Annotated in this window: 10 protein-coding genes and 1 tRNA gene; 5 read left to right on the top strand and 6 right to left on the bottom strand. The window is 49.0% G+C overall.

Translation table 11 applies throughout. From position 1 onward, the window contains the following. Nucleotides 1–194: 194 nt before the first annotated feature. From ACWHYD_RS05660 to ACWHYD_RS05645, 4 genes are all read right to left on the bottom strand, one after another. The gene (locus tag ACWHYD_RS05660) at nt 195–2,552 is read right to left on the bottom strand and encodes a GumC family protein (protein ID WP_447964938.1); all 2,358 of its coding nucleotides are present in this window, start codon (nt 2,550–2,552) and stop codon (nt 195–197) included. Nucleotides 2,553–2,619: 67 nt separating this feature from the next. Next, entirely contained in the window at nt 2,620–3,231 is a 612-nt protein-coding gene (locus ACWHYD_RS05655) for a polysaccharide biosynthesis/export family protein (RefSeq protein ID WP_447964937.1), read from the bottom strand. A 30-nt stretch (nt 3,232–3,261) separates the two neighbouring features. Continuing rightward, nucleotides 3,262–3,936 (bottom strand): polysaccharide biosynthesis/export family protein, encoded by a 675-nt coding sequence (locus tag ACWHYD_RS05650; protein ID WP_447964936.1) that lies wholly within the window; start codon nt 3,934–3,936, stop codon nt 3,262–3,264. 534 nt (nt 3,937–4,470) lie between these two features. After that, nucleotides 4,471–4,547, bottom strand: a tRNA-Arg gene (locus ACWHYD_RS05645). Nucleotides 4,548–4,704: 157 nt separating this feature from the next. Between ACWHYD_RS05645 and ACWHYD_RS05640 the strand changes: the two genes are divergently transcribed. The 5 genes from ACWHYD_RS05640 to ACWHYD_RS05620 all read left to right on the top strand — a co-directional run bounded on the left by ACWHYD_RS05640 (nt 4,705) and on the right by ACWHYD_RS05620 (nt 10,835). After that, nucleotides 4,705–5,733, top strand: coding sequence for a PA0069 family radical SAM protein (locus ACWHYD_RS05640; RefSeq protein WP_447964935.1), 1,029 nt, complete (start codon nt 4,705–4,707; stop codon nt 5,731–5,733). A 106-nt stretch (nt 5,734–5,839) separates the two neighbouring features. Then, nucleotides 5,840–7,072: a tetratricopeptide repeat protein gene (locus tag ACWHYD_RS05635; RefSeq protein WP_447964934.1), complete on the top strand. Its 1,233-nt coding sequence runs from the start codon at nt 5,840–5,842 to the stop codon at nt 7,070–7,072. Nucleotides 7,073–8,010: 938 nt separating this feature from the next. Continuing rightward, nucleotides 8,011–9,189: an SGNH/GDSL hydrolase family protein gene (locus tag ACWHYD_RS05630; protein WP_447964933.1), complete on the top strand. Its 1,179-nt coding sequence runs from the start codon at nt 8,011–8,013 to the stop codon at nt 9,187–9,189. Between the two features lie 347 nt (nt 9,190–9,536). Further along, entirely contained in the window at nt 9,537–10,433 is an 897-nt protein-coding gene (locus ACWHYD_RS05625) for a hypothetical protein (protein ID WP_447964932.1), read from the top strand. A 12-nt stretch (nt 10,434–10,445) separates the two neighbouring features. Further along, nucleotides 10,446–10,835, top strand: coding sequence for a hypothetical protein (locus ACWHYD_RS05620; protein ID WP_447964931.1), 390 nt, complete (start codon nt 10,446–10,448; stop codon nt 10,833–10,835). 35 nt (nt 10,836–10,870) lie between these two features. Here the strand turns inward: ACWHYD_RS05620 and ACWHYD_RS05615 are convergent, their stop codons facing one another. Together ACWHYD_RS05615 and amaB are read right to left on the bottom strand one after the other, a co-directional pair. Then, the gene (locus tag ACWHYD_RS05615; protein ID WP_447964930.1) at nt 10,871–11,467 is read right to left on the bottom strand and encodes a VOC family protein; all 597 of its coding nucleotides are present in this window, start codon (nt 11,465–11,467) and stop codon (nt 10,871–10,873) included. Between the two features lie 15 nt (nt 11,468–11,482). Further along, nucleotides 11,483–13,003 carry an L-piperidine-6-carboxylate dehydrogenase gene (gene amaB / locus ACWHYD_RS05610; RefSeq protein WP_447964929.1) on the bottom strand — a complete coding sequence of 507 codons (1,521 nt, stop codon included), beginning with the start codon at nt 13,001–13,003 and terminating at the stop codon, nt 11,483–11,485. Nucleotides 13,004–13,034: the final 31 nt, after the last annotated feature.

The following is a 13,034-nucleotide window of genomic DNA, read 5'->3' as shown; positions in this document are numbered from 1 at the left end:
GTCTCACACCCGGTGGTAGGTATTTAAGCAGCCTCATGCCCTAGCACATGCCTCAACGTCTCCAACAACAGACTGGAAGACGACTAAGCAGGCAATCCGAATGAAGTCAAAATAAAAATCACCCGTCGCACACCGGATCTCTCACATTCAGCCTACGACCCATCGTGGAAATTTTACTTCCCCACAATCTATCTCTACCCCTTGCTACCCAAGGAATAAGGAATAATGTAACTTTGCCGCACATAGTAAGGCACACCTTGCGTCCAAGCATCGGTCAACACGAGTCTTGTGGGGCCTGCATGATGAATCATTTCAGCAGCTTTTTGCACCGCATCCTTTGGGGTGACCCCGGACCGAACGACCATCAACACGACTTGAGCCAATCCGCTTAAGACATTCACATCCGCCAATGGCAACACGGGTGGGGCGTCGAGAATAATAAACCGGTAACGTGATGTCATCATCTCTAACATAGAAGAGAGATTTTGCAACTTGGCAAGCGGAACAGGATACCGACCAACATCCCCCACCGTCATGCACCACAACGGCAGATCAGGAATTTTTTGCAGACAGGGTTCCAACAACCGATTAGTCCCGGAAAAATATTCTGCAACACCTGGCGCCTGATTTAAACCTAGAACCCTGTGCAAATTCGGACATTTAAAGTCACAATCAATGATGAGGGTCGGCTCATTCAAATCCCTTGCCAGAGTATAGGCGATATTCGCAGATGTGCTGGTTTTTCCCTCTCCCTTCATGGCACTCGTAATTAACACCACCTGGTTGGAAGCACCGGGATCCAGAAGATCCAGCCGAGTCGCGGCCACCCGGTACTGCTCAGCCACAATGGATTGAGGACGCCATTTGGTCACTAAATTCAACTGAGGGAGAAACGCCTCCTGAAAGGTTTTGTGGCGGTGTCCAGAGGCCCCACTTTCGGTTTCCTCCTTTTCCGTGTCAGAACCATTCCCTTTCAACAGGGAATCGACGCACTGAGACAATGCAAGGTGCTTCCCATTGGAGCCATTCTGAGCTTCCAATTCACTTGCCACCATCTTCATCGATTTCCCGTAAGCCATTTTAAAACTGGGTATGGTGGCCAGGGTGGCAAGCCCTAAAGATATTTCAGCTTCCTCCGAACGTCGGAACGTCGGCCATAACAAATCCAAAAGAAAGGCGAGTCCAAAGCCTAATCCGGTCCCTACAATAAACCCACCCACCGCAATTAATTCCCGAGGCTTTCCCTCTGGCTTGGTCGGCAAATTGGCCGGATCTAAAATACGAAATCGCTCTCCCTTTTGTCGTTTATCTAGGTTTTCAGAAATCCTGGCATTAATCCGATTTTCATGCAGGCGTTGATAGTGCCTCTGGATATTGTCGTAGTCCCGTTCAAGGGCAAGCAATGCCTGTTCATGATGAGGCGTGTCCTCAAGGCGCTTCTCAAGGTTTTTCATGTTTTTGGAAACATCGGCCAACTGTGATTTCAACGGAGGGAGTTGAGAATTTAATTCTTTCTTGGTGTTCAACAGCTCGGCCAGATAGGGATCAGAAGGAGTCTGTTGTCCTCCACGCACCATGGGGCGGTTCGCCAGTTGCTGCTCCGCATCTTTGATTTGTTTCTTCAAGGAAATGATATCCGGATAGGATTCTTTGTATTCACTCGACAACTTCGCCAGTTCACGGGTCAGCTCATGTAAACGCTGGGTCAGGGGATCCGTTTTCCCCGGAAGGAGGGATCCCGGGATTTTAGCGACCGCTCCGGGATTTGCCTCATAATCCAAAATGGTTTTTTCCAACAGATCCAACCGGGTATTGATGGAATTCATGGAATCTTGAATCCGGGTTTTTTCGAGTTGTAATCGATCGAGCGTCCTAAAATTCGCCTCCAATTGGGCAGGCAACTCCCCGACATACTTCATCCTATATTCCGACAAGGCCTTTTCTTTTTGATCTAAGGCTTCTTTCGCCGAAATAAGCTCTTGGTCCAAAAACTCCATCGCCCCTTCAATAAATTGTTCGCGAATCTTGATATTTTCATCGATATATTGAGAAGCCAACCTTTCCGTCACTTTCATGGCCACCTTCGGATCACGGTGCGCAAACGATATGTTAAAAGCCTCGATTTGCCCACCACTCCCCTTCGTTTCAATCAGAATGTTTGTTCGTAATGCCTCAATCACCCCCTCATACCCCCGGGCTTTTATATCGTCAGAGTATAAGTGAAATTCTTCTATGATTTTCAGCAAACTGGTTCGGCTTAACACCTGCTGGGTCATAGTAGACACTCGGTCGGCGGTACTGCCTCCGACCACGGACGAGACATATTTTTCAGGAATTTTTTGTTGTTCGATGAGAATGACTGTCTCCGAGCGATACATATCCACTTTCAGCCAAGCCAAAGTTCCACCAATGGCTATTCCCAATATGACAAAACTCAGAATCAACCACTTCCGTCGAACCGCCAAATCCCAAAAATCTTTGAGATATTTTTGGACAATAAGTGCAGGATCGGTGTTGTTATGCGCTGCAGTAGGACCAGACATGGAGCCCATGATATTCTTTCTATTGCGAGATCCCAGGATCTACCTGGCCAATCCGGTTTTTAAGCGGCTTCCTGATTTACGGGACGATGACTGTATCCCCCGACCGGAGAGTGATGTTATACACTCCCCCATCCTCCGAAATAAGATCGGAATATCGAAGCGGGATACGTGTTTCTATGAGATGCCCCTTTTCATCTTTTTCCGTGCGAACGACAATGATGTCATTTCGGGAAGCGAATTGGGTAAATCCACCGGCTAAAGACATGGCCTGGAGGATCGTCGTATAGGATTTCAATGGCAATTTCCCTGGCTTCACCACTTCTCCAACAATAAAGACATAGTAACTATTGACTTCGATCACATTCACAGACACCGAAGGATTTTCTTTTACTGCCTTAAATTTTTCTGCAATTTTTTTGGCGACCTGATCAGCCGTCAACCCGCTGGCTACCACATCACCGATTAAGGCTAAAGAAATTTTTCCGTCCGGCCGGATCACCACCTGCCTCGACAAATCGGGGTTTTTCCAGACGATCACTTCAATGACATCTTCCGGACCCAATACAAAGCCCTCTTCAGGGTGGCCTGGTGAAACAACCACGTCAGGCTTTAAACACCCCATACAGGTCAGAAAACCCATCAGGAGAATACACACCTTGCTGCCTATGGATGGAAAGGTATTCCTCATATGCCCTCAATCAAACTAAAAAATGAGTATTTACGGAATCAGAACCATGGTCTCAGAAGGCACGACAATCGTATCTCCGGGCTTTAACTCCACATTGTCAGCCCCCCGCAAAATAATATCATCGTAGCTGACCACTAATTTCTGAGGTGCCTCGTTATCCATTCCCAATCGAAAAATGGTAATCCGACTCCGCACTGCATCAGGCGCCATTCCACCCGCCAATGTAATGGCCTGGATAAGAGTCGTTCGGCTTAACAAAGGCAATTTTCCAATTTTTCCGACGGCCCCTTGCACATAAAAGTAATAGCTATTCACCGCCTTGACCACAATGGCCACTGTCGGATTTTCCTTATAGGACTTGAGTTTTTGCGTAATGTCATCGCGAAGTTCAGAGGTGGAGCGCCCCACCGCTTTCACATCCCCAATCAGTGGCAACGAAATTTTCCCATCGGGTCGAACCATCACTTCTCTCGACAAATCGGGATTGCGCCAAACACTGATTTCCAAAATGTCTTCCGGACCAATGATGTAATCATCAATCACAATTAATGCCCGTTTTTCGGCACGACTTTCGGCTCGTTTCGCCTCTTCGGATATTGAACCCATGTTTGAATCAGCACAAGCCAACCCGGTAAGGTTTAGAGTCAACAAACCAGTTACCAGAAAGAAGACCTGGACACTCCTACGATACACACTCTGCATCATAACTCACCTCATTCCCCGTGAAAGTTCTCCACACACCCCTGTAAGTTAAGCTCTAACCGCTTCATCGACACAAAGACCATGACGGTATCATTCGGGCAAATTCATAGACGAAACAGGCCACAGTACGTCTTAAATCCACTTCCTTTGTTGACTTTCAACTTGATCAGCACACTGGTTTGCATTCAGAACCCGCTCAATAAACTATCAATCGGTGAATAGCGGATGAAAATTAAATAATAGTCGAGAATCTTGCAATTGCGTGATTCACACACATGGCTGCAACGAGGCTGAGAGAAAAAAATTAAAAAGAAGTGAGCGGGGCTATGAACACCCCGAAGCAGAAATCTGGGGCAGAACCACTTCCAATGTACAAGTGGTTACATAATATGTCCGAATAAATAAGTTAGAACATTCCGTGTAGGTCTTGATTTGAACCTAAAAAACCCAACACTGTGAGAGGAAATGTAGGCGGGACAAGGCAGAAAAATGCGTAAAAAATGTGCTGCGGAAAGACCTGCAGAGTATGAAAAAATTTGGTGCCCCCGACACGAATTGAACGTGCGGCCCGCGGTTTAGGAAACCGCTGCTCTATCCGACTGAGCTACGGGGGCAACAAGTTTTATGTTAAAAAGCTGTAGTTTTCATCTACAATGCCTGGTGTGTCATATATATTTATACCAGAATGTCCAGGTGGCACACAGCAGACGTGAAAGGTTACCCTTTTTACCTAGTGGGAACAAGAGGAGCCAGCGAATTCTTTGACCTGATATGAAACCGATCTCAAACCCCCAAAATCCTTTTGTCCCTGAAGTCCGGGAGCACCTGGAGCCGGCCGCACCCGTGACTCCGGACATTTACGAAGAAAGGGTCAAGACCATCCTCAGCCACAATACCAGCCCGGACCTCCCCTTTCGATGGAGCGTGAATCCCTATCGAGGCTGCTTTCATGCTTGCGCCTATTGTTATGCACGCCCTACCCACGAATACTGGGGGTTCGGATCCGGAACGGACTTCGAATCCAAGCTGGTCGTCAAGGTGAATGCCCCGGCTAAACTTCAAGAATCATTGCTCAAACCTTCCTGGCAAGGCGAATTAATAGTTTTTTCGGGCAATACCGATCCATACCAACCCCTGGAGGCCACTTACCAACTCACTCGATCATGCCTCCAAGTCTGTGCAGAATTCCAGAATCCCGTGGGACTCATTACGAAATCAGCCCTCATCGTGCGAGATATTGAAGTGTTACAGGAACTGCGTGACAAGGCCTGGGTGCGTGTTTTTATGAGTATTCCATTTGCCTCAGATGACATTGCGAGGAAAGTTGAACCACAAGCCCCCTCAATTACGAAACGGTTTGAGACGTTAGAACTTTTGTCCAAAGCCGGGATTTCCACAGCGGTCTCCATTGCCCCGGTGATTCCAGGACTCAATGAACACGACATTCCCCAGATTCTATCTCAAGCCCGCGAGGCCGGGGCCCAACATGCCACCTATATCCTGCTTCGCCTGAACGATAACGTAGAAGAGGTGTTTGTTGAACGGATGACACACCATTTTCCCGACCGCATCCAGAAAATCCTCGCCCGCCTCAAAGAGGTTCGGGAAGGGCAGGTCGGAGAACGAATTTTTTTTAAACGCCATGTCGGCGAGGGGAGAACGTGGGATGTCATTGCCCAACTGTTTGAGACCGCCTACCGAAAACATGGGTTTCAGGACAGTCCCGATACACCAATTCCTGCCACGTTTCGACGGCCAAGCCCCGCACAACTCTCATTGTTTGGTGATCCTCAATCATAACTTCAACCGGAAACACTCGGTTTGGCAAGACCCAGAGCCCTTCAGTACAATCACCTTCTGAAAATTTTTGCTTGCTCACTCAAAACCAAAGGACACACCCCATCTCATGATGCTTCTCTCTTGGCCCTCACATATTCTCCGCTCCCTGACCCTCACCCTGTTCGCCATCACCCTCGTCGGGTGCAGCGAAGACAAAACGCCCTGGCAGCTCCACACGGAACAAGGCACGACCCTCATGGAACAGGGAAAGTTCCCGGAAGCTGAGCAGGAGCTTAAGACCGCTCTTGAACTGGCAGAACAGTTCGAAGGCCAAGACCCTCGCCTCATCCAATCCATCACCAACCTTGCGATTCTGCACAATGCGAAAGGCGAGCCCAAACAGGCTGAAACCCTGCTTTTAAAAGCTGTGGACATTCATAAAGAAGGACCAAACTCTCAGACAGCCGAGTTAGCAGCAAGCCTCAGTAATCTTGGTGCGTTGTATGTCACCCAACAAAAGTTCGACCAGGCTCAATCCTCATTTGAACGAGCTTTGGCCGTTCGGGAACAGGCACTGGGTCCTGATAACCCGGAGGTGATCCGTGACCTAGAGAACCTGGCCGCACTGTTTGTCCGGCAATCCCACTATGCCGAGGCCGAATCATATTTAAAGCGCATTCTGGACAGCAAGGAAAGAACTAAAGGACCGGATGCGCCCGAACTCGTTGAACCACTCAATAATCTTGCACTCCTACATCGCGCCCAGGAACAGTATGCCCAGGCAGAGGCGTTATTACTCCGGGCTTTAGCCATCAAAGAGAAGCAAATTGGCCCCACCAACCCCCATCTCCTCGGCAGCTTGAACAATCTGGCGCTTCTCTATAGTACGGCTAAGCAATTTTCACAAGCGACACCTGTGTTAGAAAGAATGCTGACTATTAGCGAAGAGGGGTTTGGCAAGGACCATCCCCGGGTGGCCATCATTCTCAATCAATTGGGAGAAATCCACAGACTACAAGACCAACCTGAGCAAGCCATCCTCTTAATCCAACGCGCCATTGCCATTATTGAACAGGCAGAAGGGCCCGAACATTCAAGCTTGAGCGGCCCTCTCAATAATTTAGCGTTACTGTATGTCACAACAGGACAATATGATAAAGCCGAACCCTTGTTTCAACAGACCATCACTCTCACGGAACAGACCATGGGGAAAGATCATTTTCGGGTGGAACGAGCGCTTAGAAATTACGCCACCCTATTGCGAAAAATAGGTCGAACCGAGGACGCAGTCACGCAGGAAACGAGGGCCAATGCCATTCACGAAAAAAATAATCCTACACTGACATCTTCTCCGGGATAGGAGCTATCCTCAAGCCATGTTCTCACATCACTGAATCCGGTCCTGGAATAGGCTACCTTCATAAGGTTGTGGCCCAGGTGGCATCGAGACCTCGGGCCACACGTTCTCATGCTCCTGACTCAAAGCCCAACTCTGCTAAAATAGGATCATTCCTTCTACCCAATTATCTCGTTCACAACCCTCTGTCTGGCCTAGGCCAAATACTCGCTTGATCCTATTAGCATCTCATCCGTTAAAACCCGTTTACCCCCACATGGCTGCCGCCAAGCCATCCCGACATTAAGGTCCCTTGAATAGCCAGTTAAACCGCACCGCGTTTAAATTCATGGCTAACTTTCCTTCGGTCCCCTCTCCTGCATGAGACGCCATTTACCCCTTTGAAACCAATTCAATTTCGTGCGGTTAATCAGGAAAAGCTCACTGCCCACACTCGCTATGAAGGGGTAGGCCCGTCTTCCTTTTTCAACGTCCCCATCCCAAGTCCTAAAATACTCTATTTGCTGCGGAATGGGATCACCCGCATACGAAAATATCTTGGAACGCAATCTCATTTCACAGGAACCTCTTCTTTCGCTCAGCGACAAGATTGCTCAGAAATTCACTTCCCATTGATCGCTCAACATTATTTCATTTAAGCCGAACGTGTAAAAAACCGATCTGAACCTAGAGAGCACAAACATGCCGTAGTCGAGGACGTCCATGGCACATAAGAGAAGCGTCGCTTTGGTCAAAATCTAACCTCCGACATTTCATGAAAAATGTGTCTTCTCCCGTTCGTCAGAAACGAAAACCGTTGTAACCTTTTTCGGGGAGTCAGGATCACTTTGAAATATGCCCGTGGTCAATACCCGGAGGACTTATCATTAAATACGGCGCATGTTCCGCGTTTGGGAAAAAATGAGCAAGGCCGCTGACCTGATAGAGGAGAATGGCTAACAGTGAGGAATAAAAATTTCAATTACTTCGCGAAAATTGGCCTGGTAATGCTGATTGGTGTCTTTGGAGGTTTCCTGATTGCAGAAGCTGGGCTTCGACTATTGGACATATCCTATCCGGTATTTCACGGGTTTGACCCTGAAAGAGGACGAGTTCTTGAACCGGGAATGGAAGGGTGGTTTCATGGTGAGGGAAACGCCTACATCAAAATTAACTCAGCCGGATTTCGGGATGTCGAACATCCACTTCAAAAGCCAAAAAACACTTACCGGATTTTGCTCTTGGGAGACTCCTATACGGAGGCAAGGCAAGTCATGCTGGAAGACACCTTCGGGAGAAAAGTCGAACAACAGCTCCGATCATGTGAGCGATTACTCCCGCACAATGTAGAAATTATTAATTTTGGCGTCCCAGGGTATGGAAATGCAGAAGAATTAATCACGCTGCGCTCCCGTGGTTGGGACTATGACCCCGACCTTGTGCTCACCATGTTTTTCAGCGGGAATGATCTCATAGACAATTTTCCCCGCGCTGAGCTGCGCGAACCAGAGTACATCCCTCGTCCGTACTTTCATCTTGATCAGGGAGAATTGAAGCTAGTGTACAATTTTCAAGAGTGGTCTCCACCGCTCCTCAAATATCGACTCCTGCTTTGGGGAGTACATAATTTTCGTACGTTGGAACTGCTCAACCAAGCCAACCGGGTATTGGCGGCACGACAAATTGGGGAAAGTCACAAAAACGTCTCTAGCAACACTGGTCTAGCAGACTTTGTCTATGCTCAACCCCAGACACCGATTCATCGTGAAGCATGGGACATTACCGAAGCCATTCTAAAATTAATGCATAAGGAAGTCCTGGAGCATGGCGCAAAATTTTTTCTGGTCACCACCACAAGCCCTGATCAAATCGACCAGGAAAGTAAGTTATTGTTGCAGGAGCGCCTTCATGCCCAAAAACTGGATTACCCGGAGAAACGGCTCAGAAAACTTGGCGAAGACGAGGGATTTCCCGTGCTCAATCTGTTATATGATTTTCAACAATATGCGGAGCAACATCACGTACATTTTCACGGGTTCCCGAATACGAAACTTGGCGCAGGGCATTGGAATGAAAAGGGTCACGATTTAGCAGCGAAATTGATATCCAAACGGATATGTGAGGATCCTTCCATTCTATAAAGACCTCATCAACATCCCACAATACCTCTAGAGATGTGTATAGAGATGAAGCCCAATCTGTGGGGAACGAGGCATTTTCCTCTACAATCTCTTCGGTCAAGCGACCACGGATCACCTGCTCGCCGCATAATATCGACAGGTCCAATGCCACTGTTCAAATGACTTGTACGACTCCATCGCTCTATGGCATCAGAGTCGAGATTTGGTCTGCTCGTCATTTCCGATTTCATCCCGCCGTAATGTTTTTAATCTGATGTTCACTCTGAGATAAGAAACGTGAATTTCTCTTGACACTTTTTTGATAATCCCCTATGGTTGCAACTCAACCCTGACATGGCCGACAAATCATGGAGCTTTTTCTCCAGATCGGATTGACCACAGGCCGGATGATGACCCGTCACATTTCTCTCTCCCTCTTCCGCTCCACCACAATTATCCTCACTGCGATGGTCCTGCTCGCATTCACGCAAGGTTGTACGACGAACCTTAAAGCTATTCAAGATTTCGGTAATCTGTCCGCAGAATCCGCCCAGTACACCACCCTGGTTGATGAGTACCTGGAATTTCCCAACCGGCAAAAACGCTATCAACCCCAAAGTCGTCATGCCAATTTGGATGTAATGGCGCAGGACCGTGCCACACAAAAAACAGCTTTACTCCTCCGCCAATCTATTATTGAGACATATATGAAATCCCTAGGACATCTGGCGGCTGATGAAGTTGTCGATAATACCGAAGAACTGACGCAACTCTCCGCAGCCCTACAGTCTCAGCCTGCCACCAATCCACAAGAGGCAGAGGCCTACAAAAAAATAGCCGGCATCGTGACCACTGTGGCGGTGAAACGATGGCGACAAGATCAACTTCAGAATCTTATCGAACAAGCCAATCCACCGATTCAACAAATTCTCGAATCCTTACACCGCATTGTGTCAGACGGATTTGGTGGAGATCTCCAAACTGAAGAAGCCGCCATCCAAAATTATTACATGACCCTGACCATGGAATCCCAAGATCCCGCAGGAAAAGCCGCATTAGCTGAATGGAAAGAATTTAGAATGTCCCAGGTGGATGAACGGTCTGAAGCTGTCAAAATTTACGGGAAGGTCCTGGACAAAATTTCTGACGGACACCAACGGCTTTTCGAAGAACGTCAAAATTTGACCAAGAAAGAGGTGTTACAACAGGTTGGAAACTCGGTTAAAGACCTTCGAACATTGCTGAAAACCATTAAAAACCTGTAAGTGAGGACCGTAATGCCCCTGAGCGCTGAAGACGCCTTTGAGTTATCCAAACAATTCCGTGATCTCGGGATCAACCTAGGCAATTACCGGTTTGCCAATTGGAATAATCTTACCCCGACTCAACGGCGTGATTTAGAGGACGAGGAATGGTCGCTGTTGAACTCCTCCTCGGACATGACCACGAAAGCCGTGGGGTTGGCTTTGGAAGAATCAGAGATCAATGTCCAAAGCATTAAGAGTTCGGTGGGCAAAGCCAAGCGGGCAATCAAAAAACTGGAAAAGGTCGGTGAAGTCATCAAAGTCGCCACCGCCACGGTTGGGCTTGCTGCAGCGATCGTGGCTAAAGACCCAGGCGCTATAGCCAAAAATGCAAAACGTGTTCTCGAAGCGGCCGACGCATAGCCAGCCCGATCATTCCGATTTTCTCCAAATATATCTTACCGGGTCACCGTCGATTGCATCAGACTATTTGCGTGTGGTGGGGAAAATCCCTGGAAACCCCTATGCCGCTCGGCAAGTTCGAGGACGGAGAACGCATTCCCATTGACCTGCTCGGGAACCGTAAAAATCTGCCGTAAATCTCCTCCCCGTTCGCCCACAATCTGTCCGGCAAACATAACCCCTTTGGCAGTCAGCCGATGAATGCTAGCTTCAATATCCGCCACCCGCACCGCAATATGGTGTAATGTTCGATCCCCAAATTGCTTCACCCAAGCAGGAATAATACTTGTTTTCCCTCGTTCACCATCATACGCCTGATCCACAAATAACGCGGGACACCCAGGAGCCCGATAGACTTTGGCCCACCAATCGTCATACTCCAGCGTTTCAGCATAGGCATATCCCAACAACAGAAATTCCTCAGCGCGTGGATCAATTGACCCTGTCCGTATCGTAATATGATCGACCACCGGAAACAAACCAATGCCAATCTCCTCCAAAGCCTGATTCACCATGGCAGCTGCATGATTTCTGGCAACATAGTCGTGTATATAGCGAGTGATGACCTGTTCGAGTTCGACCCCCTGCTTCATAACTTTTCCTCCCGATTAGTCCCTGGAAAATGCGATGCCTTGCGCCAGGGGCAATTCAGTTCCCCAATTAATCGTATTGGTTTGCCGACGCACATACGCCTTCCACGCATCGGAGCCGGCCTCTCGCCCCCCGCCCGTGTCCTTCTCCCCTCCAAACGCACCACCAATCTCGGCGCCGGACGTACCGACATTCACATTCGCAATTCCACAGTCGCTCCCTTGTCCGGATAAAAATTGTTCGGCATGCCGAACGTGTAAGGTAAAGAGAGCAGAGGATAATCCCTGCGGTACCTGATTCTGAAGCAGAATAGCTTCATCCAGCGTGGAGAATGGCATTACATAGACGATCGGCGCAAAGGTTTCCCGCTGCACGACTTTCCATCGATTCTCCGCACGCACAATGGTCGGCTCCACAAAAAACCCAGGGCCTTCAAGGACTCTTCCGCCATAAAGGATCTCTCCGCCATCCTGAACTACTTCCTCAAGGGTCATGCGATACTCTTCCAAAGCCCGTTCGTCGATCAGCGGCCCCATCAACACCCCTGGATCTAAAGGATTTCCAATCTTCACCTGCCGATAGGCATGGAGCAGACGTTGCACAACTTCTTCATAGCGAGTCTCCTGCACCAACACCCGTCTGGTCGTCGTGCAGCGCTGGCCGGCAGTGCCCACAGCTCCGAACACAATTGCCGGAATAGCCAGTCCCAAATCTGCCGTCTCGTCCACAATCACCGCATTGTTTCCGCTGAGTTCCAACAAGCTCCTCCCTAAACGCTGCCCAACAACTTTGGCAACTTTCCGCCCCACTGGGACAGAACCGGTGAACGAAATGAGCGGCAACCGCTCATCGGCGACCATGGTCTTGGCCAGTTCTACCTGATCGGTAATGAACACGGAAAAAATTCCAGGAACGCTCTGTTCTTTCATGACCTGATTACAGATTTGTTGAACGGCCAGGGCACAGAGAGGCGCCTTCGGAGAAGGCTTCCAGATCACCGAATCACCGGCAATGGCAGCAAGGAACGCATTCCACGCCCACACCGCGACGGGAAAATTAAAGGCGGTAATCACTCCGACCACTCCCAGCGGATGCCACTGTTCAAACATACGATGCTTGTCGCGCTCAGAGGGCATCGTCATGCCATACAACATACGGGATTGCCCCACGGCAAAGTCCGCCATATCAATCATCTCCTGCACTTCACCGTCCCCCTCAGCCTTGATCTTTCCCACCTCCATTGATACCAAGGAGCCCAATGCATGTTTTTTCGCGCGAAGCCCCTCTCCGATCAACCGAACCACTTCACCACGCTTGGGAGCAGGAACCTGTCGCCACTCTAGAAATGCCCGCTGGGATGCTTGAACGAGGGCGTCATAATCGCTGGCTGAGCTACGATTCACCTGTGCAAGGACCTGTCCCGTCGCAGGATTCACCGAATCCAACAGGCCCTCGCTAGTGGTAGCCACCCATCCCCCAGGGCCGGAACAGGCACCGGCATTTACCGCTCTCAGCCCTAATTCATGTAAGACATCCATTACACACCTCACTTCCTCTCACATCCCAAGA

The organism is Nitrospira sp. Ecomares 2.1 (genome assembly GCF_965152585.1).
Note: the sequence above shows the minus strand (reverse complement) of the source record. Positions and strands in the feature narration are given on the sequence as shown.

Coding starts and splice junctions, on each gene's coding strand:
- ACWHYD_RS05660 (WP_447964938.1), bottom strand. CDS start 2,552: ATGGGCTCCATGTCTGGTCCTACTGCAGCGCATAACAACACCGATCCT.
- ACWHYD_RS05655 (WP_447964937.1), bottom strand. CDS start 3,231: ATGAGGAATACCTTTCCATCCATAGGCAGCAAGGTGTGTATTCTCCTG.
- ACWHYD_RS05650 (WP_447964936.1), bottom strand. CDS start 3,936: ATGATGCAGAGTGTGTATCGTAGGAGTGTCCAGGTCTTCTTTCTGGTA.
- ACWHYD_RS05640 (WP_447964935.1), top strand. CDS start 4,705: ATGAAACCGATCTCAAACCCCCAAAATCCTTTTGTCCCTGAAGTCCGG.
- ACWHYD_RS05635 (WP_447964934.1), top strand. CDS start 5,840: ATGATGCTTCTCTCTTGGCCCTCACATATTCTCCGCTCCCTGACCCTC.
- ACWHYD_RS05625 (WP_447964932.1), top strand. CDS start 9,537: ATGGAGCTTTTTCTCCAGATCGGATTGACCACAGGCCGGATGATGACC.
- ACWHYD_RS05620 (WP_447964931.1), top strand. CDS start 10,446: ATGCCCCTGAGCGCTGAAGACGCCTTTGAGTTATCCAAACAATTCCGT.
- ACWHYD_RS05615 (WP_447964930.1), bottom strand. CDS start 11,467: ATGAAGCAGGGGGTCGAACTCGAACAGGTCATCACTCGCTATATACAC.
- amaB (WP_447964929.1), bottom strand. CDS start 13,003: ATGGATGTCTTACATGAATTAGGGCTGAGAGCGGTAAATGCCGGTGCC.